At 62.2% G+C, this 25,399-nt stretch carries 17 protein-coding genes; 6 read left to right on the plus strand and 11 right to left on the minus strand.

The genetic code is table 11. The features are described 5' to 3' along the window. Positions 1-44 precede the first annotated feature (44 nt). A complete protein-coding gene (locus PLANPX_RS17475) occupies positions 45-1,406 on the plus strand; it encodes an MFS transporter (protein ID WP_152099973.1) in 1,362 nt (453 codons plus the stop codon). A 6-nt stretch (positions 1,407-1,412) separates the two neighbouring features. After that, positions 1,413-2,816, plus strand: a complete 1,404-nt coding sequence (locus tag PLANPX_RS17480) for an NAD(P)/FAD-dependent oxidoreductase (RefSeq protein ID WP_152099974.1) — start codon at positions 1,413-1,415, stop codon at positions 2,814-2,816. 6 nt (positions 2,817-2,822) lie between these two features. Here the strand turns inward: PLANPX_RS17480 and PLANPX_RS28275 are convergent, their stop codons facing one another. Together PLANPX_RS28275 and motA are read right to left on the minus strand one after the other, a co-directional pair. After that, positions 2,823-3,836 carry an OmpA/MotB family protein gene (locus tag PLANPX_RS28275; protein ID WP_152099975.1) on the minus strand — a complete coding sequence of 338 codons (1,014 nt, stop codon included), beginning with the start codon at positions 3,834-3,836 and terminating at the stop codon, positions 2,823-2,825. A 139-nt stretch (positions 3,837-3,975) separates the two neighbouring features. Further along, entirely contained in the window at positions 3,976-4,836 is an 861-nt protein-coding gene (motA, locus tag PLANPX_RS17490) for a flagellar motor stator protein MotA (RefSeq protein WP_152099976.1), read from the minus strand. A 468-nt stretch (positions 4,837-5,304) separates the two neighbouring features. Between motA and PLANPX_RS17495 the strand changes: the two genes are divergently transcribed. Further along, entirely contained in the window at positions 5,305-7,719 is a 2,415-nt protein-coding gene (locus PLANPX_RS17495) for a PSD1 and planctomycete cytochrome C domain-containing protein (RefSeq protein WP_198421757.1), read from the plus strand. Between the two features lie 33 nt (positions 7,720-7,752). Beyond that, complete coding sequence (locus tag PLANPX_RS17500) at positions 7,753-9,231, plus strand: DUF1501 domain-containing protein (RefSeq protein ID WP_152099977.1); 1,479 nt, start codon at positions 7,753-7,755, stop codon at positions 9,229-9,231. Positions 9,232-9,350: 119 nt separating this feature from the next. Here PLANPX_RS17500 and PLANPX_RS17505 read toward each other — a convergent pair whose 3' ends face one another. The 8 genes from PLANPX_RS17505 to PLANPX_RS17540 form a co-directional block, all read right to left on the minus strand. After that, the gene (locus PLANPX_RS17505) at positions 9,351-9,716 is read right to left on the minus strand and encodes an STAS domain-containing protein (RefSeq protein ID WP_172992141.1); all 366 of its coding nucleotides are present in this window, start codon (positions 9,714-9,716) and stop codon (positions 9,351-9,353) included. Positions 9,717-9,975: 259 nt separating this feature from the next. Next, positions 9,976-10,989 (minus strand): hypothetical protein, encoded by a 1,014-nt coding sequence (locus PLANPX_RS17510; protein WP_152099979.1) that lies wholly within the window; start codon positions 10,987-10,989, stop codon positions 9,976-9,978. A gap of 140 nt (positions 10,990-11,129) precedes the next feature. Next, the gene (locus tag PLANPX_RS17515) at positions 11,130-12,575 is read right to left on the minus strand and encodes a TAXI family TRAP transporter solute-binding subunit (protein ID WP_172992142.1); all 1,446 of its coding nucleotides are present in this window, start codon (positions 12,573-12,575) and stop codon (positions 11,130-11,132) included. Positions 12,576-12,691: 116 nt separating this feature from the next. Further along, positions 12,692-13,495, minus strand: a complete 804-nt coding sequence (locus PLANPX_RS17520; protein WP_152099981.1) for an alpha/beta fold hydrolase — start codon at positions 13,493-13,495, stop codon at positions 12,692-12,694. Between the two features lie 51 nt (positions 13,496-13,546). Next, a complete protein-coding gene (locus PLANPX_RS17525) occupies positions 13,547-14,377 on the minus strand; it encodes a sugar phosphate isomerase/epimerase family protein (protein WP_198421758.1) in 831 nt (276 codons plus the stop codon). Between the two features lie 86 nt (positions 14,378-14,463). After that, positions 14,464-15,507, minus strand: a complete 1,044-nt coding sequence (locus tag PLANPX_RS17530) for a TIM barrel protein (RefSeq protein WP_152099982.1) — start codon at positions 15,505-15,507, stop codon at positions 14,464-14,466. Between the two features lie 101 nt (positions 15,508-15,608). Continuing rightward, on the minus strand, positions 15,609-16,136 hold the full coding sequence (locus PLANPX_RS17535; protein WP_232536161.1) for a DinB family protein: 528 nt from the start codon (positions 16,134-16,136) through the stop codon (positions 15,609-15,611). A 132-nt stretch (positions 16,137-16,268) separates the two neighbouring features. Next, the gene (locus PLANPX_RS17540) at positions 16,269-16,769 is read right to left on the minus strand and encodes a hypothetical protein (protein WP_152099983.1); all 501 of its coding nucleotides are present in this window, start codon (positions 16,767-16,769) and stop codon (positions 16,269-16,271) included. A gap of 236 nt (positions 16,770-17,005) precedes the next feature. Here PLANPX_RS17540 and PLANPX_RS17545 point away from each other — a divergent pair, with 236 nt between their 5' ends. Together PLANPX_RS17545 and PLANPX_RS17550 are read left to right on the plus strand one after the other, a co-directional pair. Further along, positions 17,006-18,049 (plus strand): AraC family transcriptional regulator, encoded by a 1,044-nt coding sequence (locus tag PLANPX_RS17545; RefSeq protein ID WP_152099984.1) that lies wholly within the window; start codon positions 17,006-17,008, stop codon positions 18,047-18,049. 237 nt (positions 18,050-18,286) lie between these two features. After that, positions 18,287-19,630, plus strand: coding sequence for a BBP7 family outer membrane beta-barrel protein (locus PLANPX_RS17550; RefSeq protein ID WP_152099985.1), 1,344 nt, complete (start codon positions 18,287-18,289; stop codon positions 19,628-19,630). 20 nt (positions 19,631-19,650) lie between these two features. On the opposite strand, the gene PLANPX_RS17555 is transcribed toward PLANPX_RS17550, so the two are convergent. Next, a complete protein-coding gene (locus PLANPX_RS17555) occupies positions 19,651-24,915 on the minus strand; it encodes an ELWxxDGT repeat protein (protein WP_152099986.1) in 5,265 nt (1,754 codons plus the stop codon). Positions 24,916-25,399: the final 484 nt, after the last annotated feature.

The raw sequence follows: 25,399 nt of genomic DNA on the forward strand, positions 1-25,399 counted from the left end.
CATTCACAACTAGGCTCGACGCCCCCGGCGTCGTCTTCTCGATCATGACGCAAGAACCGCGTGTCGCCTGGTTTCGCCAACTGACGCCTTACCACTGGTTCGTCTTTCTCGTGGCGTCGGCCTGTTGGTGCTTCGATTGCCTTGACCAGCGGTTGTTTACGCTGGCCCGCGTTCCAGCGGTCACCGCCCTGATGCCCGATGGAACCGACGCCAGCATCGTGCAGGCGAGAGGCAAAGACGTCACCGCCATCTTTCTCGTCGGCTGGGGCATCGGCGGCCTCATCTTCGGCGCCCTTGGCGACAAATACGGCCGCGCGAGGATGCTTACTGTCACGGTGTTGCTCTACTCCGGTTTCACCGGCTTCACTTATTTTAGTCAAACGTTCGCCGGCTTCGCCTTCTTCCGCTTCATGACCGGCCTCGGCGTGGGCGGCGTCTTTGGTTTGGCCGTGGCTCTCATCGCGGAGACCGTTCCCAATAGCGCCCGCCCAGGCGCGCTTGGCATGCTGCAGGTGCTTTCGACGATCGGCAATCTCTCGGCCAGTGCTTTCAAAATATTGTTTGATACTCTCGAACGGAACGAAGTGATTCGAGCTGGCGAGTCGTGGCGCTGGATGTTTTTGGTTGGCGCCTTACCCGCCGTGCTCATTATCTTCACGGCTAAGTTCCTCCGCGAGCCTGAACCTTGGCTCAAAGCGAAAGCCGAAGGTCGGCTCGGCGGCCACGGCATTCTAACGCCATACTTCTCGCTGCTTGGTGACAAGCAATGGCGGCGGAACCTCCTGGTCGGTACCGTGCTAGCCTCCACCGGCGTTGTTGGCTTGTGGGCGATCGGCGAGTACGCCCCCGACGTTCAGAGATACATCTTCACTAAGCACTTTGAGGAGCAGGGGCTCTCCCCCGCTGAAGTCAAAGAGAGCGTCAACAACGCAATCACCTTGGCCTACGTCCTCAACATGATCGGCGCCGCCTGCGGCATGTGGGCCTTCACGCGGCTCGCCATGTGGCTCGGCCGTCGGCCTGCATTCGCCATCGGCTTCACGGCGGCTTTGATCGTCACGGTCTACGCCTATTGGAAAATGGAAACGCCGACCGACGCGTACTGGATGATGCCGTTGATGGGCGCCACTCACCTCGCTACCTTCGCAGGCTTCGCCATTTATCTCCCTGAACTCTTTCCCAGCCGCATGCGGAGCACGGGAACCTCGTTTTGCTACAATATCGGGCGGTTCGCCGCAGCCGGCGGTAGCTTGTTCTCGGCCGCGCTGGCCACACAATTTTACGGCGACTACGGCACGCCGACAAAGGAACGCTATGCCGCGATGACGATGTGTGCGATCTTCGTGCTCGGCATCGCCATCCTGCCGTTCGCACCGGAAACCAAAGACAAGCCTCTCCCGGAGTAACTTCGCATGCCTGCCCCAGCCGCCACGCCACGTCCCCGCGTCGTCGTCGTCGGGGGAGGGTTTGCCGGCTTGAATACGGTGAAGTCGCTGAAGCGCGCCGCGGTCGACGTCGTGCTGATCGACCGCCGCAACTTCCACTTGTTTCAGCCGTTGCTCTATCAGGTGGCGACGGGCGGCTTGTCGCCGGCGAACATCGCCGCGCCGTTGCGGTGGATCTTCAGCCGGCAGAAGAATTGCGAAGTAATGCTCGCCGAAGTTGTCGGCTTCGATCTCGATCAGAAGCGCGTCCACACCACGCAGGGAGACGTACCCTACGATTACCTGATCGTGGCGGCTGGATCGCGGCACAGTTACTTCGGTCGCGACGATTGGGCGCAGTTCGCCCCCGGTTTGAAAACAATCGAGGACGCCACGGATATTCGCCGCCGCGTCTATTCGGCGTTCGAGCAAGCGGAAACGGAGCAAGACCCCGCCGTCCGGAGAGCGCTCTTGAACTTCGCGATCGTCGGCGGCGGCCCGACCGGCGTTGAGCTCGCAGGAGCGCTGGCCGAAATCGCACGACACAGCCTCAAGCACGACTTCCGCCAGATCGATCCGTCGGAAGCCAGCATCACGCTCGTCGAGGCCGGCGACCGCGTGCTCGGCTCGTTTTCCGAAGACCTGTCGGAGAAAGCGCACGCCACGCTGCAAAGGCTCGGCGTGCACATTCGTACGAAGACCATGGCGACGGCCATCGATGACAAAGGCATTGAGATGAAGTCGTCGACGGGCGTCGAGCATTGGCCGACTCGCACCGTGCTATGGGCGGCCGGCGTGAAGGCGTCGCCGCTCAGCAAGTCGCTCGCCTCGTCGTCGAACGCCGATCTCGATCGGGCAGGGCGGTTGATCGTCGAGAAAGATTTTTCGCTCGCCGGCCGGCCTGAAGTCTTCGTCCTCGGCGATATGTCGAGCTATTCGCACCAAGGAGGCAAGCCGTTGCCGGGGGTCGCGCAGCCGGCGATCCAGCAGGGACGCTTCGTTGCTCGGCTAATTAATGCGAAGCTACGCGGCAAAACGCTGCCAGAGTTCCGTTACCACGACCTCGGCAACCTCGCCACGATTGGCCGCAGCGCTGCGGTGGCCGACATCAAGGGCGTCCACTTCTCCGGCTTCATCGCTTGGTGGTTGTGGCTGGTGGTCCACTTGATGCACATCGCCAACTTCCGCAACCGCCTGCTGGTGCTCACGCAATGGTCGTGGAACTACTTCACGCACGACCGCTCGGCGCGGTTGATCACCGGCGACGTGCCGTCGGACGACGATCTGGCGGCGCTGCAGAACCTGGCCGTTCCGCCGAAGGCAGCACGGAACCCGGCGCCAGCCCAGGCAGCCAGCGTCGCAACGGCGCCGTCGACTTCTACCACGAAGTAGTGCGACTTAGTGCGGCGGAGCTTCGTGCCCGGGCAAGTGCGGGGTCGCAGGAGCAGGAGTAGCAGCTGCCGCTCCGTGATCTGCTTCTAACGCGTGATCGGCGTGGGCATCGTGCTGGTCTTGATGCTCGTCGCCGTGCGCGTCACTCGCGTGGAGATCGTGAGCTGGCTCGACTGCCGCCTTTGCGTCCGCGTAGTGCTGTTCGCCATGACTAGCCTCAGTCGTCGATTCGTGGTGCTCGACCGCATGCTCGTCTGGAACGGCATGCGCATCGTGCCCCACCGACTGCGGCGGAGCCACATCGTGGGCATCATGCGACTCGATTTCTGAGTGCTGCTCAGCAGCAGCGGGCTCGGTCGATTCCTCCACCGCTTCTTGCTCCGCTTGGCGCCGCTCCCAGGGAATCTCAGCCAGGTCCGGCAACAAGATCACGTCGACGCGAGAATTGAGTTTCAATTCCTCGGGCGAGAGATTAACCGCCAACGGTTCATTCCCCTCGGCCTGGCTCAGTCGAATCCGCTCCGGCTCGATGCCCAGGATCTGTAACTCTTCGCGAACACGCTGGCAGCGCGCGAAGCACATGTCCCAGTGATCCCTGAATGGACTATCCGACGGCAACGGACTGCGAATGCAGTGCGAGCGGATTTCAATCCGATTGAGCTTGCCGGCCATCATCGGCGCAAACTCTTGGATCGCCTTCAGTTGCTCCGGCTCGAGCTCGGCTAAGCCTTCCGGAAACAGGAGCGTGAACTGGTAGTCGGTGACGTCGCCGGAGATCGCCAGTCGTCGCTTTTGCGGTTGGGCCGTGTGGCCGTACATCGGATCGATGATCGGCTTGGCCGTCCCGGCGGCGCCTTTTTGATGGCTCTTGTAGGTGGCGAACGGCTCGCGGAAATAGCCGGCGACGGCTTCCTTGATGCCGGGCTTCTGACTGGTGAGCCACATCACCATGAAAAACGCCATCATCGCGGTCACGAAGTCCGCGTAGGCCACTTTCCATGCACCGCCGCCAGCTGCCATTGAAGTTCTGCTTTTTTCTGTGAGTGATTAAATGCTAGCCACGAAGGCACTAAAGCTCGAAGAATTCACAAAGTTGAATTGCGATTTGAGTGCTCTTCGTGCCGTTCTTCGTGTCTTACAGCCTTCGTGGTGAATGCAATTACGTCGCGTCGACTTCCTGGAACATCGTTTCCAGTTCTTCGCGGCTTGGACGATTCTCCGACGCGACGCCGCGGCGGGCTTGGTCGATCGCCACCTTCGGCGGCAAGTCATTTGCGAAGCCAGTGATGATCGTCGCAATCGTGCGGAAGAACGCGATTTCGGCTAAGCCAAGCAATTCCATACGAGCTGCCAGCGGAGCGACGAAGCCGTACGACATCAAAATCCCGAGGAACGTTCCGACGAGCGCGGCGCCGACCTTGTGGCCGATTTCCGCCGGCGGCCCGTCGATGTGTCCCATCGTGATGACGATGCCGAGCACCGCCGCGACGATGCCGAAGCCCGGCAAACCGTCGGCGGTCTTCGACAACGCGTGCGTCGGCAAGTGATGCTCTTCTTCGATCACCTTCAAGTCAGCGGCGAACAGCGCGGGTAATTGTTCCTTGCGCGCCGTTCCTTCGACGAGCGGCGTTAAACCGCTGCAAATAAAATCGCAAACGTGATGATTGTTCGCCACGCGCGGGTACTTGGTAAAAATCGAGCTCTCATGCGGATGAGCCACATGGACTTCCAGCCCCAGCAACCCCTCGCGGCGAGCCGTGCGGAGCAGGTCGTACATCAAGCGAAACAAGTCGCCATACATCGCTTTACTGAAGGGCGAGCCTTTGATGGCTTGCATGATCCCCTTCATCAAGTCGACGAGGACCTTCTTCGGCGACATGACGATGAGCGCGCCGAGCGAGGCGCCGCCGATCGTGACGATTTCAGACGGATGGATGAGCGCGCCAATATGACCGCCGGCCCAAGTGAAGCCGGCGAGCACGGCGCCCACCACCACGATGCATCCCACAATGACGATCATCTCGTAGTCCCAATCCCGCCGCCGGCGTTGTTGCTTAGCTGTCTAATTCCGGCTGGCGCCGCGTCTAGCAAATGGACGACCCCGCAGCGCACTCAGGCGGCGGGCGGTATCGCCGCGGAGGGCGGCAAACCTCGAAAATGTAGGTCACTTCGGTGCAATCGGAGGCCGCGGGATGACGCAGGCCGGTTGTAGCGGCTGGCGCGGTTGAAAGCCCTCGCAAGCCGCCGGAAACACCGCGGGGAGGGCGGCGTACCCCGCTAGCGCAGCCGCGGCTGGCGAATCGAGCATTCCACGAGCCGCAAAATCCGGGAAATCGCCCACTTTTCGTGGGGAGATCGGCCACAAACTGGCATTAAGGATGGAGCCGTGCCGCCCGCCGCGTTTTAGCGGAATCGAGTATCATGGCTACTGTCGCCGCCACGCCCGCCGGGGATGGTGCGGACCTTGTCTTAGTTGGGGAAATCGACGTTGGGAGCAGACGGCACACGGACCCGAGGACACCGCGCCCCAGGAGGCGGCAAGCTGCTCGCGATCAGCAACTGGGCGGCTGCGCTGGCGTTCGCGTGCTGCGGCTCTGCGGCCATCGCGGCTGAAGCCCCCAGCTACAACCGCGACGTGCGGCCGATCCTTTCCGACCGCTGCTTCGCCTGCCACGGCCCCGATTCAGGTAACCGTGCGGCCGAGCTGCGGCTCGACACCGAAGAGGGCGCCCACGAATGGGCGATCATGGCCGGCGACGCCGAATCGAGCGAGGTGATCAACCGCGTCGCGACCGACGATCCCGACCTGCAAATGCCGCCGCTCGAAGCCAAGAAGCCCAGGCTGACCGAGCGCGAGATCGACATTCTCCGCCGCTGGATCGACGCCGGCGCCAAGTACGAACCCCACTGGGCCTACGTTCCGCCGGTTCGCCGCGAACTTCCCGCCGTGAAGCAGGCCGACTGGCCTCGCAACGAGATCGACGCGTTTGTTCTGGCTCGGCTCGAAGCTGAGGGGATCGCCCCCTCGCCAGTTGCCGACCGCGCGACGCTAGCTCGCCGCGTCTACTTCGATCTCACTGGCCTGCCACCAACGCCGGCTCAGGTCGATGAGTTCGTCAACGACGCCCTTCCCGATGCATACGAGCAGCTCGTCGACCGTTTGCTCGCCTCCGAAGCCTACGGCGAACGGATGGCGTCGTGGTGGTTCGACCTGGTGCGATACGCCAACACCGTGGGCTACCACGGCGACCAGGAGCATCGCATCACGCCGTATCGCGACTATGTGATTAAGTCGTTCAACGACAACTTGCCGTTCGACCAGTTCACCGTCGAACAGCTTGCCGGTGACTTACTCCCCAATCCCACGATGTGGCAGCAGGTTGCGAGCGGCTACAACCGGCTCCTGCAAACGACGCACGAGGGGGGCGCCCAAGACGCCGAATACCGTGCGAAGCATCTTGCCGATCGCGTCCGCAACGTCTCGGAAACCTGGCTCGGCGCTTCTGTCGGTTGCGCGGAGTGCCACGACCACAAGTTCGATCCCTATACTTCGGAAGATTTCTACAGCCTCGGCGCGATCTTCGCGGACGTCGATCAGTACGGTTCGTTCGAAAAAGTCTCAAAGAATACGACGCCCACTGAACGCCCGCCCGAAATGCTGGCGTGGACGCTTCCGACCTATCGCAAGATCGCCGAACTCGATGCGAAGATCGCGGAACTTGAAAAGGGTCTTGTTGGGACGCTCAACGCCAAGTGGCCGCAACAGCAGAAGCGGCTGGTGAAGCTGCGGACCGAGCGGGCGAAACTCGAGGGCGAGTTCGAGCCCACCATGATCACCGCCGCGACGACGCCCCGCGAAGTTCGCATCCTGCCGCGCGGCAATTGGATGGATCAATCGGGGAAGGTCGTCGCGCCGCGCGTGCCGGCGTTCATGGGTGAAATCGAGACCGACCGACGGGTGAGCCGGCTCGACTTGGCTCGCTGGCTCGTGTCGCGCGAGAACCCGCTCACCGCCCGCGTCGAAATCAATCGCCTCTGGCAGCGGTTGTTCGGCGTCGGCCTGTCGAAGACGGTCCTCGATCTCGGCTCGCAAGGCGAATGGCCAGCCAACCAGGAACTGCTCGATTGGCTAGCCGTCGAGTTCATGGAAAGCGGCTGGGACGTCAAGCACATGATGCGGTTGATGGTCACCTCCGCCGCGTATCAACAGTCGTCGCTGCCACGAGAAGAGTTGGAGGCAATCGATCCAGAAAATCGCCTCCTCGCACGGCAGTCGCGGTTCAGACTCGACGCCGAGGAAATTCGCGACAACGCGCTCGCTGTGAGCGGGCTACTGGTGATGCAAACTGGCGGCGGCGTTTCGCGGCCCTACCAACCGGCAGGGTACTACGCGCCGCTCAACTTCCCCGAGCGGGAGTACCAGCCGACCCTCGACTCCGCGCAGTTCCGCCGTTCGGTCTACGTCCACTGGCAGCGGCAGTTTCTCCACCCGTGGTTGCTGGCGTTCGACGCCCCCACGCGCGAAGAGTGCACGGCTCAGCGTCCGATCTCGAACACCCCGAGCGCCGCGCTCGTACTCCTGAACGATCCCTCGTTCGTCGAAGCCGCCAGAGCGCTAGCCACCCGCGCGCTCACAAGCAACGCTGCAAGCGACGCCGGTCGACTGGAATGGGCCTGGCGAACCGCGGTCGGCCGCGCCCCTCATGTTGAAGAGTTGGAACTGCTGCAGCAACTGCTGACTAAGCATCGCAACCACTTCGCTGCCAACCCGGATGAGGCTGCGGCGCTCCTCCGCGTCGGCATGACCAAGGCCGATCCCAAGCTCGCCCCAGCGGAACTCGCCGCCTGGACCTCAGTAAGCCGGGCGCTGCTCAACCTTAACGAAACCATCTCGCGCAACTAGCTCGCGCGCGATTCCATTGCTGAACCGACTCGCATGAAGCCTACGACCTTCGAAACCTGGGAACGCTTGGTCGATCGCCGCACCTTCGTCGGGCAGGCCTCGCTCGGCTTGGGGACGATGGCGCTGGCCGGTCTGCTGCAGCGACAGTCGTCGGCCGCTCGCGTGGATGCGGGGCAGGGTGGCGCCGCGCCGCTCGCAAGCTCGCGCGGCGTCGTCAATCCGCTCCACTACGCCCCGCGGGCGAAGCGTGTCATTTTCCTTTGCATGGCAGGCGGGCCGTCGCAATTTGAAACGTTTGACGATAAACCGAAGCTCGCCGAACTCCACGGCCAGCCGATGCCGGAGTCGTTTACGAAGGGCCAACCGATCGCGCAGTTACAGGGGAGCGCACTCCTGGCGCTGCGGCCGCAAGCGAAGTTCCAGCGTTACGGCCAATCAGGCCAGCAGATCAGCGACCTGCTGCCGCACACCGCGAGAATCGCCGACGACATCTGCATCATTCGCTCGATGCAGACCGAGCAAATCAATCACGATCCGGCGCAAACGTTCCTCAACGCCGGCACCAGCGTTTCGGGCCGCCCCAGCATGGGCGCCTGGATCAACTACGGCCTCGGCAGCGAGAGCGACGACCTGCCCGGCTTCATCGTGATGAAAAGCCTCTCCGACAGTCGGCCGCCGCAACCAATCTCTTCCCGGCAGTGGCATAGCGGGTTCCTGCCAAGCCGCTTCCAAGGCGTGCCGGTCTACTCGCAGAACGATCCAGTCCACTTCGTCAGCAATCCGCCCGGCGTCGATCGCCAGCGGCAGCTGGACGTGATCGAGACGATCAACGGCCTCAACAAGTTTCGCGACCTCTCGGAGCAGAACCCCGAAATCGCCACGCGGATCGCGCAGTACGAACTCGCGTTCCGCATGCAGGCGAGCGTCCCGGGGCTCGTTGACATCTCCGACGAGCCGCAGCATGTGCTCGATATGTACGGCGTGAAGGGCGCCGACGGCTCCTTTGCCTACAACTGCTTGCTAGCGCGGCGCATGGCCGAACGCGGCGTGCGCTTCATTCAGCTCTACCACCGCGGCTGGGATCATCACAACGGCATTAAGAAGTACATTCCCGAGGCCTGCTTCTCGAGCGATCAGCCGAGCGCAGCGCTCATCACCGATCTGAAGCAGCGGGGCATGCTCGAAGATACGCTCGTCGTCTGGGGCGGCGAATTTGGTCGTACGCCGATGGCGCAGGGCGACGTCGAGGCCCCCATGGTCGGTCGCGACCATCACATTCGCGGCTTCTCGATGTGGCTCGCCGGCGGCGGCACTCGTCCGGGCGTTACTTATGGGACGACTGACGAGCTTGGATACCACGCCGCCGAAAACCCGGTCCACATTCATGATCTCCACGCCACGATGATGCGGCTGCTGGGGATCGACCACGAGCGGCTGACATACCGCTATCAGGGCCGCGACTTCCGCCTCACCGACGTCGCTGGTCACGTCGTCAACGGCATCATGGCGTAGCCATTTAGCCCCGGGCTCTGCCCGGGGGTCGGTTTCTATATCGGTAGACGTCGCCCCGCGTGCTGCTACCCCCGGGCGGAGCCCGGGGCTAGAAATGCGATCGCAACGCTCACTCAGTTTCAGCGCACGCTTGCGTGGCCCTGCGAGTCGCGGCAGACCCGCTCAATCGCTTCGTCGAGCGTCTTGCACACGACGAAGAACTCGCCGAAGCCGGTCGCTTCGACCGTGTCGCGAAGCTCGCCGTTCATACCGACGAGCGCCATCTCGCCGCCGCGAATGCAGACGAGGTGGTAGAGGTGTAGCATCATCCGGAATCCTGTTCCGGAAACATCGTCGACTTCCGTTAAGTCGAGCACGAGGCTGCGCGCCGGTTCGAGCACAGCCGCCAGTTCTTCCTGATAGCCGGGGGCGTTGTGCCGCGTGATCGCTCCGCTGAACGTTGCGAGCAGGGCGTCGCCGTAAAGTTCGTAAGTGAGTGTACTCATCGAGCCGTTGCCAATCATCGTGGAGGCGCCCATCGGTCGCCTGACCGGCAACCATAGGCCACGAGACTGGGCCGCTGCCTGAGGATTACGGCACTCCCCACGCACCCGCAGCGTGCAGAAACGCTTACGGAGACGCGGATTGCGCAAAGCGGTGAAATCCGGACGCTCAGGACAGGAATAGCCGCGTAGAACCGGTAGAATCGTCACGCTTGGAATAACTGCTGATCGCGTGCGGGAAACAGAATTCCCGCCGTCGCCGCTACCGCGTCAGCATAAAGCCAGTCATTAACGACGCCGTGCCGAGACTGCCGGAGTCGAACCCGCCGAACTCGATCCAATCGTTGGCGAATTCAACGTCGGCGGTCAGCAGAATATTGCAGGTGTCGTACCTGCGGCTGAGGAGAATCGCCTCGGTGCCTAGCAGCAGTCCGCCGAAGGTATCCGTGTTCAAAAACGTCGACTGGATGTTGCTGTTCGCCGAGGGAACGAGGTCGAGATGCTTAATGAAGCGCCCCCGCACCGAGCCCATCCGCCCGCCGAAGCGCGTCGCAAACCGCAGCCGCGGATCTTGGCCGCGGCGGTCGACGACGTCGCCCCAGTACCAACCGAGGGCGAGATTCACCGAGGCGCGTTTCACTTCAAGCAGGTTGACGGTGAACGCATCGGCGACCGGCGTTTTGACGTTGGTGATCGTATTCGTTTCCACGCCGTCGACGACGCGCGTGGTCTGTCCGACCGCCGAAAGATAGCCGCCGCCGAGATCGAAGAACATGTTTCCCGGTGCGAGTCCGGGAGCGAGCGCCTGGCGGAAGCCGCCATTGATGCCCCAACCGAGCTTCTGGCCTCCTTCGAGAATCCCTTCGCCGATCGTAAAGTCGACGCCGTACCGCAAGTACGGGCCCGAGATCCAGTTGATCGGCATGTTCCCCGGCAGATAGCTCGGCTGATCCTCCGGACCGACGCCGAACGGCGGTTCGTGATCGTCGTAGTAAGGTGCTTCGGCGACGCTACTCGCCGAACTGAGCGGCTGTTCGAGGGCGATCTCGTCGGCAAGCGGCATCGGCTCGCCCTCGACGATGGTCTCCATGTTTGCAGACGCTGGGCTCACTGACCGCGACTCAGCCCTTTGTAGGTACTCCAGCAGCGTCCCTTCGCCGCGAACCGATCCCGCAGCGGCGAACCACGCGAGGCTCCACGCCGCCAATGCCCACGGCGTGCCGCAGCGCGACACGCGAGCCGCCAAGCGGCGCAAGATGGGGATGAAGCGTGGCACGTTGAGCAACAGTCCGACGAGGCGCGTGGCATGATCGCACGATCTGCGATCTCATGCTCTAGTTCGTCCCGTCGAGCTGGCGGAGTTTAACGATTCCAGAGGCTTTGCCAGCTAGCAGCGCCGGCGCCGTGAGCGGATGCTCATGCGGCGCCCGTGCGCCGCACTAGCCCCAATTCCACCGCCGGGCTGGCGCCGACAAGCTGCTTGCGGCGCATGGCCAGCAGGTGTCGCGTATCGGCGACGAGCGTGAGGATGCCGACAAGCGCCTCGTCTCCGTGCATTTTTCCCGCGGTATAGTCTTCGATGGCCGCCTGCTTCACTTGCGCCAGTCGAGACTCCAAGTAATCCAAGAACTCGCGAGGTAGGGTCGGAGCCGCTTCGTCGAGTTCGTTGCCATGCAACAGCCGTTCAACCCGTTGGACCTGACGCATGTGGACGTCGGGGGGAACTGCCCGCAGCCCGCGAACGAATCCCCAGATGGCCAGCGATCCGGCAATCGTCGCGCCGAAGACGCTCAGTGCGTCAGTCGTTGGGCCCAAAATTTCGTCGACGTTGATCGGCCGCCGTGCTCGCAGGAACGCCTCGGCGCCGGGATGAACGGGAAACTCGGGATTCGCGTTCGAAACGTCGAGTTTGATCTGCGCGTGGCGGGCGACGGCGTCGTTAAACGATCGTAAGGCGTCTCGCAACGCATCGCTCGGCGTCGCTTCGTTGGCGACGAGCAACAACCGCAGCCCAATCGTGTCGCAATCGGCGGCTGGCATGGCGGGATGAATCCCGTAGGAAAACGCTGGAATCACGACCTTCTCGACGCGATCATTCCGCAGTCCGCCCGCTTCTGTTCCGTGATGCCGACGGCTATCGAGGTGCAGCGCCGTCGCGAATGGCAACGAAATCAGTTGATAGTCGCACTGCCGAACCAATTCATCCACAAGATCCGACGGCAACGAATCAACGATGAACACCGCGTCGGGAAGCTGCTTCTCGAGCTTCAACCGCTCACCGACCGACGCCGAGCGCCAGGCGGCGGCTTGATCGTGCAGCTGAGGCTCGGTGGCGTAGTCAGCCTCGAAATCGGCTGGCGTCGTCGCCGAACCGGCTTCAAGTCCCGCCAACCGGAGCAGATCGATGGCGAGCCGACAGCCATTAGAACCAGCTTCTCCTAGCGAAACGCGCCGGCCGCGAAGCATCTCTAATGACGGCGCTTCCGACGCGCGGGCGATGTCGCGCCGCACGACAAGATGAAGGGGCTCGACGCCGAGCGCCGCCACTTGCCGCACATTCTTAAACTGGTTCGCCGGCAGTCCGCCGAGGACGAGCCCCATATCGAGCTTGCCGTCGTTCACCGCCTGGCAAATCCCCTCGGAATTCGTTCCCTCGCAGACGGCGACTTCGACGTCGCCGCTGATGCTTGCGGCTATCTGACTGGCCATTTCCGAGCGCAGCGGGCAAACATTGCCGGCACTCATCGAAAGCCGTGTGGGCCCGCCGCAGTAGCAACGGCAATAGTTGTACGCGGCGATGCTCAATAGGAGCACGCCCAGCACGCCGCCGCCGATCGTCCACCACCGTCGCTTTTTTTCCATCGCTCGCATCTCCGCATGACGTTGCGACACGCGCAACAAGCGGGCGGAGAGTAGCAATTGCTAGCAGAGCCGTCGACGCTGATTTTCCGCGGCAGAATTGCTCGGAGGAACTAGTGCTAGCGTTCCGCGAACCACTTTGCGATGCGCGGATTGAAGTCTTCGATCTGCTCCCAGTGGAAGGCATGCCCCGCGTCGGCGTAAAGATGAAGTTCGCAGCTCGGAATCGCTGCGGCGACCTCTTCAGCCATCCACTGCGGCGTGAAAATATCGTCCTTGCCGCCAATGACTAGCGTTCGGCAGCCGATAAGGCCGAGGTCGGCCAGCACATCATGGGTCACGCAGGCATCCGCTTGCGCTTCGAGGGCATACAGCGGCTGCGGCGCCGGGTCTTCGCTCGCCAGCAGGCGGCCGTCTAACAACGTCTGGTAGCCGGCGTCGCTGTCCCAGTAAGGTTTCGTGAAGATGAGGAGTTGCAGGTAGCGCACGAACTCGGCTGCCGTCAGCTTCGCTTTGGCAACGCGCAGATGCTCAAACACATCGCGGGCGTAGCGATCGCACCGCGCCCACGGGCACATCAGCACTAGGCTCTCCACCCGTTGTGGATGGCGAATGGCGAGTTGCTGGGCGATAGCGCTCCCCATCGAGCAGCCGATCACGCGAGCGCGATCGATCTGCAATGCGTCCATGAGGCCGGCGTAATCGTCGGCCATCATTGCCGACGAATACGGTCCCGGCGGCATGTCGCTTTGTCCGACGCCGCGGTTGTCGACCAGGATGCAGCGAAAGTGCTTGCTCCAAATCGCTGTATGGTTGGACCAAACGCTCCCCGGCCCCGTGATGCCCATGATGCAGACGAGCGGCGGACCGGCGCCTACTTCTTCGTAGTAGAGCTTGATTCCGTTGGTTTCGACATGAGGCATCGTAATCGTTCCAAGCTAGATGGGCATGACTTACTCTCGATCGCCAGTCGTTCAAGCGATCGCGGGAATGAGCGTTTCACGAATCCAGCGGCCATCATGCAGCGTCACGCCTTCGGGATCGTCAACCGCTTGCTCCGCTTCATCTTCGCAAATGATCCAACCGCCGTAGTTCCAGGAGTTCAGCCATTTCGTGACGCCGATGAGGTCGACTCTGCCGGCGCCCATCAGCGCGAACTCCGGTTGGCCGTCCCAATCCTTGAAATGGACGTGATTAATCAGCGGCTGCCACTGCTGCATCGTGGCGAGCGGATCCATACTACCGTTGATGATGTGCCCCACGTCGGGGGTCCACCCCGTCGCCTGCGAATCAAGGCCGTTGAGGATGACGTCGTAATCTTCGGCGGTGCGATTGATCGACGTCGGCGGCGAGTTCGGGTGGAAAGAGGCGTTTACTCCGCGATCCGCGGCGCGACGCGACACGGCGTTGAGATTCGCCGCGAGGTTCTTTCGCCGTTGCGACAAATCATCGCGGCTGGTTGGCAGCTGCACAGTGCAGAGCAGGGCGCCTGGGAACTGCGCTAGCAGATCGATCACGCGATCTGCCTCGGCTCGTTCGTGCTCGGTCTCCGCTGGGTGGTTCCATTCCAACACCAACGCAATGGCAGCCAACTGCACCTGATGCTTTTGCAATGCCTCAGCGAGCCGCCGTGGCTCGGCCAAATCGCCCATCCAGAAGTGAATCGGCTCGATGCCCGTCATGCCAGCGCGGGCAGTGATCTCAACCATGTGCTCTAGTCGGTTCGCATGCGTGGCCCCCGCGCCGCTCATGAACCACGTGTAGCACTCGTTGCCGAATCGAAAGGGGAGGGTATTCGTCGACATAACAGTTGAAGGCGGCCGTGCCCCGCCATCAGGGCATCGATAAGTGAAGATAAGTAAGCGTGTCGCCGCGAACCAACGATCAAGGCCTAGCCTCGTTTGGCCACGGCAGCCGTGCTCTCGGAAACCTCGACCATCAGCGCTAAAATTTTGTCCCAAGTCGCTGGCGCTTCGAGCGCCTCGTTTGAAATCATGCAACCGTCCCAGCAGATGTGCTTGATCGCTGGTCGCGGCACGCCATCGCCGTCGAGTAGCCAGTAACGGGCGCACTTCGCGACGTTCAACTTGCCGCGCGGATCGTCGGCTCGGCAATGCCGGCCCGTCTTGTCGTGCGCGCCGCTGCCGAACACCGTGCCGTCGCTCTGCGCGATGTGAACGTCGAGCGTCCAAGGCCCGAGCGCTCGCGTCATGGCGCCGTAGGCTTCCCAGAACTCGTCGACCGAGTAGTCGCGATTCAACAGGCGGTGCTCCGGCGCGTTGTATCCGAGCATGTAGAGGTAGGTGTGGGCCAGATCGGCTTGAAACCCAACGAGCCCCGGCCGATAGATTGCTTCCAACAACTCGGCCATGTGACGCCACGAGTGCATCCCCGCCCAGCAGATTTCGCCCTCGGCCGCGAGGACCTCGCCGAAGCCGTCGGCAATCCGGCCCGCTTCGCGAAAGGTATCGGCAATCCGCCGCGAGTTCTCGCGCGGGCTTTCCGCCCAGCGCGTGGGATTATCTGCCGAGTCGATCCGCACGGCGCCATACGGCCGCACGCCCGCCTCGCGCAAGCGACTCGCGTAGCGACACGACTTTTCAACCGCAGCTAGAAAGCGTTTGCGCTGCTCGGCATCGCCCATCGCACTGCCGCCGCCGAGATCGCCCCAAACAGGCGCGACCACCGATCCGCAGACCAAGCCGCGTGATTTCAGAGCGTCGACCAACGCCTGAAACGCGCCGTCGTCCGCATCCATGTCGACATGCGGCATGTAAAGCGAGAGATCGACCCCGTCGAAGCGACGAGTCCCCACCCCGGCGTCGCGAGTGAGATCGAGCATTCGCTCCAGCGAAATCGGCGGGTGATCGGTCCCTGGCTCTTTGCCGACGAGACCGGGGCCCATCGCGTTATGCAGCTTCCAACTAACGGTCATCGAGCTTGCGACGGAACGCCCCTGCTTGGCCTGATTGCGGAAAAGTCAGGCCCGAACGTAACCGATTCGCATGCCGATTGCCAGCAAAATTGAACGCGGGATCAGGCTTCGCCTAGGCCCGACATGCGCCGCCAGGCGCTCAGCTGCCCCAAGTGCAGCATGATGTGGCCGCCCGCGTAGAACGCGTGCATCGATCCGATGGTTGGGAAGAGTTCCGTCGATCGACCGCCCGTGGGGTTCGGCCGCAGAAACAGCTCGTCGTCGCTCTGGCGAAACTGCCCCAGCGCCGCTTCGTAGCCGGCGAAGAACCGGTCGACGACTTCTTGCATCGGCGGATAGATCGTCCCTTCAGGGTCGTCGAGGCATTTCGCCGTCGGCGAGTAGACTTCGACGAAGCTTTCCGGCAACTTCAACGCCGCCGCATCGCCGGCAAGCTGTTCGACAATCCGCGCCGGGTAGATCGCGAGGTGCCCGAGCACGAACGAAGCGTGGTTCGACTTGACCACCACGCCGCCTGGGGACGCCAGTCTTGCGAACATCTCTTCCGTGACGCCGACGAGTAGGCCTTTCGTTTTGCTCAGGCCTAGTTGCAGCGAGTCGGCGATAATGTTTCCGATAGAGGTCGTCACGATTCAGCTCTCCAAGTGTCTGCCACGCGTTGAATCCCCGATTCTCCGTGGCTGACGCCGTGACGGCAAGCCTCCTTCGAAATCGAGTCGCAGTGCGGGCAACTGAGCGGAGCACCGAGACGCAACTCAAACTCAAGCCGTTTGGTCGAATCCCTTCACAGCATCGAGTAGCAGTTCGGAGAGGTCCGCGGAGCTGCTGCCCTCTTTCGCCATGCGGTTGAGTAAATCAAGCAACGTCTTGCGGCTATCTTCGCCTTCCTTCGGCGGGCCAACGGCCTCATTCAAGGTCTGTGGCCCGAACTTCCCGCCTAGAATCTCTTTGGCGTCGAGACCATGCTCGGCGAAGATCTCGTCGATCGTCGACTTCATCGACTCGGGATCCGATAGCTTCCCCTCCGATTTGGCCTTGTCGAACGCTTCCTGCAAATCGCTCTTCAGCGCGTTGGCAGTTTCCTCATCGACGCCCGCTGCTGAGAGCGCCTGATCGAGACGGTCTTCCAGCGCCCCTTGCCGCAGCGACTCGACGTCAACTGCCGGCATCTCCGGCAACGCGCTCTCCGTTGCCCCTTCGGACGAGGTTTTCAGGTACGAGAACAAATTCGGCGTCGAGCCGACGCTGCCGATTCCAGCCATGACGCGCTCTCCTTACGGAAGACCAGAACAGGGGTCAGAAGAGAAAACTCCTCGGCTAACTATCGGTCAGGCGCGATCACCGGCCACATGTGGGACAAGCCGAAATCTCATCGCATCCGTCGAATTCGCTGACAATTTAGTAATCCCCGACGCCAAAAACCTGTTGGCGGAGTTACTTCTAAATATTTCCACGCTTGCAGCGTTGCGCGAGAACCATTTTTCGATCTTGCTAGATAGTGAGCCGCGCCCAAACCACATTCGCCGAGCCGCAAGGCGCCAATCCGCCGACGCCTTTCCGGCTGCACGCTCCTGCTGCGCTTGATCCGCCCCTGCGGTCTTCCGCAGCTCATTTAGCGCCGTGCCGCAGTGCTGGCGGCGGCGATCCGCTCAGCGAGTTCTTGGCGCGGCTCCATTTCCTCAACTGGCGTTGCGAAACAACGACGCTCGCGCTGGATTCAGTCGTCTTGGTTGAAGCTGGCGCCACGGCAATCGCGCTCGTTCTCAGCGGATCGCTCGATGTTGAATCGGCCGAAGGTTCGCGCCTGCAACTCAAGCCTGGCGGACTGGCGCTGTTGTCAGCTCACGGAACGCTGCGAGCCTCAACGACAACGCCCGGCCTGCCCCACGAACACCGTGAATCGCCGCCGACGCTGCTCACCGCCCGCTTCGACGCCAGCGCCGTCGGACTACCGCTCGCCGGCCTGCTGCCGCCTTGCATTTCGTCCGCCGGTTGCCATTCTCCCGGCCCGCTTCGCGACTCAGCGCTGCTAAGCTGGCTGTCGACTCAAGCGACTTCGCACGCTCCAGGCAGCATGGCGGTGGCGAGCCGCTTTCTGCAGTCGTTGTTGATCGAACTGCTACGCGACTATCTCGCGTCCAGTGATGGCCCCGAAGCCGCTCAGGCGCCTGCAGCTAGGGGCGCTTATCAGGCGACATTCGACGCTTGCCTCGGTCCGGTGATGCGATTGGTGCACGCCTCGCCGCACCGCGATTGGACCGTCCATTCGATGGCTCGCGAATCGGGCCTCTCGCGTTCCGCGTTCGCCGATCGGTTTCGCACCGTCGTCGGCCAGCCGCCGCTGCAATATGTCACCGAGATTCGCATGCAGAAGGCGGCTGAACTGCTCGAACTGACCGACGTCCCGGTGAAGCGGATTGCCGCCCAGGTCGGTTACGAGTCGGTATCGGCATTCAGCAGCGCGTTCAAGCGCCGCTTCGGCGTGCCCCCCATCTCGCTGCGGCAAGCGACCGCCGCTTCGAGCGACGCCCCCGCCGAGTGAGCGGCCGGCTACCGTTAAGCGCCTTCGGCGCTCTTCGCCGGCCGCTCCCGGAGGCGATTTTGCCGACATGCCGGCGACGCTAGCATCTCACGCGACCGAGGCAGCGACTTTTCCTGCCGGGCAAGCTACTCCGACTGCATAAAGTTTAATGATCGCGATCCGAGCGCTCGATAATGATCGGGGCGAAGCCTCCTTCGCCGCTGGTCTCGGTCCGATCACTTTTCTCCACGCAACGGCATGTCGCGACTTTCGCCGTCGATAATCCGCCTGCTGATGCTCGCCTTCGCGGCGACCGCCATCGGCGGCCGCGCGTACGGTAGCGACGTGCCAATCGACGCCGACGAGGAAGAGGTCGTTCAGACACTCTCGCTTGAGGAACCCCTCGACGCGCCGCTAGAAGCTGCGAGCAACGCCGCACCGGCCGCGGCCGACACAATGGAGCCGACGGATTACTACGACGAAACGCTCGTTCAGGAATTCTCTGAATCTCCTGAATGCACCGACGGCTGCAGCCTCGCGCCGCTGAACTCGCGCTTTTGGTTCACCGCCGAGTACCTGCTGTGGGGAACCGAGGGGATGTACGTCCCGGCCCTCGTCAGTACCAGCCCGATTGGGACCGCATCGGGCCAGGCGGGCGTCTTGGACGGCTCCTCGACGACGCTCCTCAAAGGCGAATCGCACTTCAACGACGACGTCCGCTCCGGCGCACGGTTTGAGTTCGGCTATTGGCTCGATTCGGAACAGCTCGACTCGATCGCCGCCACGTACTTTTTCATCGGCCAAGGCTCGTCCGGCTACCACGTTGACCCGGCTCAGAACGGCATCATCGCGCGTCCCTTCTACAACGTGGAAGACGAAGCGGGCGACGCGCGGCTCGTCGCCTATCCGAATCTTGTCACCGGCACGGTCGATATCGCCGCGCAGATGAACTTTCACGCCGCGTCGGTCGAGTACCGCCGACGTGCGATCAACTCGGGCCGTTACAAAATTGATTGGCTGTTCGGATACCAATTTGCGCAGCTCGACGAGAACATCACCATCCGCGATTCGACGCTGTCACTCTCCGGCATCACGCAGGGAACAAGCATCAATCTCTACGACGCGTTCGACTCGTCGAACGCGTTCCACGGAGCGCTCCTCGGGCTAGCGGCGCACGAGCAGCTCAGCGACAACTGGACCGGCGACGTCTACGGCAAGGGGTCGATCGGCGGCGTAGCCAGCCGAACCAACATCACTGGCGAAACGGCCACGACGCTGAACAACGTCACCACGACGAACGCCGGCGGCCTGCTCACGCAGACGACCAATCTCGGCGTTCATCGCGAAGGCTACGTCAGTTCTGCATGGGAGTTCGGACTCCGTGCACGCCGCAAGCTGACCAGCAACATGTCATTCACTATTGGCTACACTTGGTTCTTGCTGAGCCACGTCGAACGCGCCGGCGAACAGATTGACCTCGCGGTCAATGTGTCGCAAATCCCGCCCGGCAGCCTGAGCGGTTTAGCCCGACCGGCGTTCCCCGGCGAAAAATCAAGCTTCTGGACGCAGGGAATCAGCGTCGGCCTTGAGTCTCGCTTCTAAGCCGAACGGCCCATCACGGCCTAGGCCGCGAGCCCGCTCTGCAACTCGGCAAACGCCGCGTCGATCGCGTCAATCTCGCCGTCCGTCGACTCATTGGCCGCGTCGATGAGATCTCCGCTTGCCGGCTCCTCGTGCAACGACAACGGGACTTCGTCGGCGCCAGCATCACCTGCGTCCGAATCGTCCGAAATCGGTTCCGCGACAACGTCGCTCTCGTCCGACTCATCATCGGCGGCGGCAAGCGACGCGAAGGCGAGCCCCGCGAGCGACTCGTCTGAGCTATCTTCAGCGACGTTTGACGCCTCTTCCTCGGCGAGCAACGCGGCCGACGATGCGTCAGCCGCACTCGCGCTGCTCGGCGTAAACGTCGTATCGCCGTTGCGGATCGCGGTGGCGAGCTCGTCGTTGCCGGCGGCGTCTTCGCCCCGTGCGATCACTTGCCGAAAGAAGTCGTTGCTGGCGTAGCTAGAAGCGAAGAACCACCGGATCGAGGTATGCTCCGGCTTCAGCAATCGTTCGCCGAAATTGTTGTTAGCGGCCGTTTCAGCGGCCGTCAGCACGATGTTCGCGATCGAGTCGTTCGTGATCGTCGCTCCCGTATCGGCGCTCTTCTCGATGCCGTCGTTCATCGCCGCCGGCTGGGATTCAACGACTTTGTAGGTTCCTGCGGGCAACGCGGTGAACGAATAGCTGCCGTCGTTTTTCGTGATCGCCGTTCGCGTGACGTTCGTTCCGCTGCTCGTGCTGGTAAGCGTGACAAGCACGCCAGGAACGCCCGTTTCGCCCGTGTCTTTCACGCCGTCATTGTCGGCGTCGAAGTAAACGAATCCGGAAATGACGCCCGTCGACGTCGCAGCCGTGACCGTCATCGTCACGGTGGCAGTCTTCGTCACTCCCCCTTCGTCAGTGATCGTGTAAGTAAAGGTTTCCGTTCCGGTGAAACCGCTTGCCGGCTTGTAGGTAACGTTCGCTCCGTTCGTGCCGATCGCGACCACGCCGCCCTGGGAACCTTGCGTTACCGCGGTGACCTTCAAGTCGTCGCCGTCGGGATCGGTGTCGTTTGCTAGGACGTCGACGGTTTGAGTCGTGCCGTCATTGGCCACTGTCTTCGAATCAGCAGTTGCCGTCGGCGCGTCGTTCGAATTGACGACGTTGATCGTCACCGTTACCGGCTCCGATTGGCCGGTAGCGTCTTTCACACGGTACTTGAACGTCACGGTTCCCTGGAAGTTTGCCGCTGGCACGTAGGTGAACGAACCGTTGGAATTGAGCGTCAGCGTGCCCGAGGCGGGGTTCTCCGCCACGACCACGGTCATGGCGTCCCCTTCAGGATCGGTATCGTTCTTCAGCACGCCGTTCGCCACATCGACGGTGAGCGTCGTCTCTTCATTCACTGTGTACTGATCCGCGACGCCGGTGGGCGCATCGTTCACCGCCGTGACGTTGATCGTGACAGTAATCGGGTCCGAAGTGTTCGTGCCGTCGGAGATGCGGTATGTGAAGGTGTCGGTCCCGTTGTAGTTCCCCGCAGGGGTGTAGACGAACGAACCGTCCGGATTGAGCGCCAGCGTGCCATGCGCTGGGTTCGTGTCGACTGTTACGGTGAGGGTCTCTTCGTCCGGATCACTGTCGTTCTTCAAAACGCCGTCCGCGACCGGAACAGTCAGCGGCGTGTCTTCGTTGGTCGTGTAGCTATCTGCGACGCCGACAGGCGGGTCCGACACGGCGGTGACGTTGATGGTCACCGTCGCGATATTCCCTTCAATGGCTCCATTCTGGGCTTTGTAAGTGAACGTATCGGTTCCGAAGAAATCGGGGTCAGGCGTGTAAGTGAACGAACCATCGTCGTTAAGCGTCAACGTCCCATGGGCTGGCTCGCTCACCAATACTGCCGTCAACGTCTCCCCGCTGCCGTCGTTGCCGAGAACGCCGGTTGCCGCCGGGACTGTCAGCGTCCCATCCTCGGCGACCGTGTAATTATCGGGTAGCACGGCAATATCGCCTGTCACCGTGAGGACGACAGTCTGCAGCGCCACATTGCCCGCAATATCGCCCAGGCGGATCACAAATTGGTGCGTCATCGCCTGCTGAGCGGTCGGCGTCCATTGGATCGCGCCCGTCGCCGCATTGATCGTCATCCCCGCGGGAGCGTTCAGCAACGTGTACGTAGCGCCATCGACTCCTTCACTGGTGCTTGCCGGATCGTACTCGTACGTGTCGCCAAACGCGACGGTAGCGCCAGGCGTCGTCGAAATCGGAGCCGGCGCCGTCGTGTCAATCGCAACCGTCAGCGCAGCGCTGGCGCCGCTTTCGGAACCGCTCAACGTCTGCCGAGCGGTGATTTGGTGCACCCCATCCGTCAGCGTGACGCTTCCATTGGTGACGATCGTGACCGTCGATCCCGTGGCCACCGCCGAGCCGATCAGTGTATCGCCCGCGTACAGCCGGACTTCGCCGCCAGGAGCGACGCCGCTCACGACGAACGTTAGCTGGCGACCGCTCGAGTTATTAAGCGCGGTGATGTGATCGCTGTTGGAATTGCCCGTATCGCTAGCCGCCGCGAGCGTCACGCCGGTAGGCGCCAGGATGATCGACTCGCCGAAGTTACGATTGTTGAGTTCAACGCCGATCTCAACCGTTACGGTGTAAGCAGCGCCTTCCGCCGGCAGCGTCTGCTGCCCCTGAGCCGACGCGACCATGCGGATCGTGTACGTTCCCGGCTCAAGTTGCAGGCGATACTTGCCGTCGTCGTCGGTAAAGGTGAAAATTTCTCCATCGTCGCGGGCGCCGTTGTTGTTGGCGTCGACGTAGATCACGGCGCCGGCCAAGCCCTCTTCACCGGAATCTTGCGTCCCGTTGCCGTTGAGATCGACGAACCGCACGCCCGAGACGTCGCCGAGCCCTTCGATCGACTGCACCACCGCCAGTTTCCCGTCGGCGCCGACCGGCAATTCATTGAACGGCGCTGCATTGCTGGAATTGATCGGCAAGCTCGCGATCGCGTCGACGGTCGCCATCGACAAAATCTTGCCGAAGACGGTGAACGAATTGTTCTCCGGGAGATCGAGGAATTTGTTCGAGTCGCTCAAGTTGATGAAGAACTGACTCGTCGCGCTGTTGACTTGCCCGCCGAGCTTCGCCATCGCGATCGTGCCGCGCACGTTTGATAGCTTGAACTCGTTCTGAATCTGCGGGTCGGTCGGAACCTCCGTGAACTGCGAAGTGCCGGAGCCCGAATACGTCGTGGACGACGTCGTGAATCCACCGCCTTGAATCACGAAATCGCTGTCGGCCCGATGAAACAGCGAATTGAGGTAATCGCCGTCGTTGATGTAGTTGAGGAAGTTCGCGACTGTGATCGGCGCGTCGCCGTCGTACAGTTCGATCAGAATTGTTCCATACGTCGTATTCAGCGAGACGACGGGATTGGCTCCATAGATGATGACGACGTCGTCGCCCGCCTGCACATGGTAGTTCTCAAAATCGCGAACTACTTGGCCATTGACGAACATCTGCACCGTCTTTTGAACTGTGGCGACGTTGCCGAGGATCTGCGTCGCGCTGAACATTGCGTTCGCATTGTTCCCCGCGATCCCGGCGTCGGTCCGCCACACGTCGAAGAATTGCCCCAGCGTCGTTCCTGCGCCTCCGGTGTAGTTGACCTTCCCCCCTTGCGACGACGTGAAGCTCCACGCCGTAGCGCCGTTCTCCTTGACGCCGACCGTCGAGGGAATCGTCACGGCGACACCGTCGACGTAAATCGAAAGCTGGTACTGCTCCGCTTCGACTAGCGTGAAAAGCTCGCGCCCGCTCGAGACGACGCCCGAGAACATCAATTTGCCGTTCACCTCGGTGAGGGCGTTCGGGTCAAGCGAGTTGGCGCCAGTGGCAAGATCCGCGACGATCTTCGCACCCCCGGCGGGAGTGTACTGCCAGAGTTCGCGGCCCGTCGCCGTCGTGTAAGCCGAGAAGTAGAGCGTTCCGTTCACCTGTGTCATGTAGATCGGGAAGCTCGACGACGCCCCCGTACCGGGCGAGACGTCGGCAACCATCACCGTGCCGGCTTCGGTGCCGTCCGACTTCCACAGCTCTTTGCCGTTGACGGTATTGTCGGCGCCGAAGTAGAGGACGCCGTCAATCACTTCGAAGCCGGCAAAGTACGACAGGTTGCCAGTCGCTCCCGGCGTGATGTCTTTCACTAGCGCCGTTCCAGCTTCGGTGCCGTCGCTCTTCCAGAGTTCGTCGCCATGCGTCCCGTCGTTCGCGGTAAACATGAGCAAATTGCCGACGACTTCGATAACGCTGGAAGTCGTGAAGGGGCTGTCGGCGCCCGCGCGGATGTCTTTCACCAGCGAAGTGCCCGCCTCGGAGCCGTCCGTCTTCCACAGCTCGGCTCCGTGCGTTCCGTCGTTGGCAACAAAGTAAAGCGTGCCGTTCATCACGCGTAAGAGCCCGGGATTCGACGGAGCAGGGCGGGTCTGCGCCGCCCCGCCGCCGCTCGGCGTATATTCGTACGTGCCGGTGCGGATGTCCTTCACCATCACGGTGCCGACTTCGGTCCCGTTCGACTTCCATAACTCACGACCATGGACGCCGTCGTCGGCGGTGAAATAAAGCTCACCGTTGTAGTTAGTCAATTGCAACGGATTCGCAGACGAAGGCGTCGCGCCAGAGTCCGCAAAGATATTGCGAACGAGCGTCGTCCCCGCGGCAGTGCCGTCGGAAGTCCACAGCTCGACGCCCGTGACGCCGTTGCGCGCCGTGAAGAACAGCTTGCCGTCGACGTTGGTCAGCTGCGAAGGCAGCGACGAGTTCGGCAGCGTCTGATAGCCCGCCGCATAAGTCCCGGTGAAGACGTCCTTCACCATCTTCGTACCGATAACGGTTCCGTCGGTCCGCCACAGTTCGACGCCGTTCGTACCGTCGTTTGCGGCGAAGTAGAGGACGCCGTTGACGTTCACGAGATTCGTCGGATTCGAAGCCCCCGCGCCGACGTTGATGTCGACAAGCATCGACGTCCCTTGGGGCGTGCCGTCGGTCTTCCACAGCTCGCGCCCGTTCGTCCCGTTGCTGGCGACGAAGTAGGTGACGCCGTTCATCTCCGTGAAGTCCGTCGGCGTCGACGCACCGGTGGGATTGAGATCGACCAGAATCGGCACGCTCGACAGCGCATAACGCGATTCGAGCGATTCAACCCCCAACGCGCGAATGCCTTGCTGACGAAGAGATTGAGCGTGGCGACGCCGACGTTCACGGCGGCTGATCTGCGAGCGATGCTTCTTCATAGTTGCCTGAGTCGATGCCCCCGCCTGGGCGGGGAAGTTCGTCGATGCCTGTTCCGGATCTACGAGACGAGCGATGGGAGATTTTTTCCCGCTGGCAAAACCCGTCAACGCCGGCGGGACCAATTTCCATCCTAAGTACGGATTTCCGGGCCCACAACAAATCGGCGTGCTCCAGCGTCCGAACTCGTTTCCCAGACGCCCAAAATGTCCCGTTGTGCAGATCGCACGGGTTGGACAGGTGAAAAACGCCGAAAAAACGCCAGCGGACCTCGCCTCCACCGGACGAACAACTCCGCTGGGAATGGGACTTCGCCCAGCAGTGCTTCCCCGGCGCGCACGTCTCCAAGAATGGAGGGCCGGAAGCCGCTCAAAGCGTCACGCCCGGCGTTAAAAAAGGCCGGGACAGGGGGAGCCGAGGGAAGGTGTCCCTTTGGCAGGAGAGTAGAGGGCAGATCCCAACAGGACGACCGAGAATGGCCTGGTA

The organism is Lacipirellula parvula (assembly GCF_009177095.1).
GTDB lineage: Bacteria > Planctomycetota > Planctomycetia > Pirellulales > Lacipirellulaceae > Lacipirellula > Lacipirellula parvula.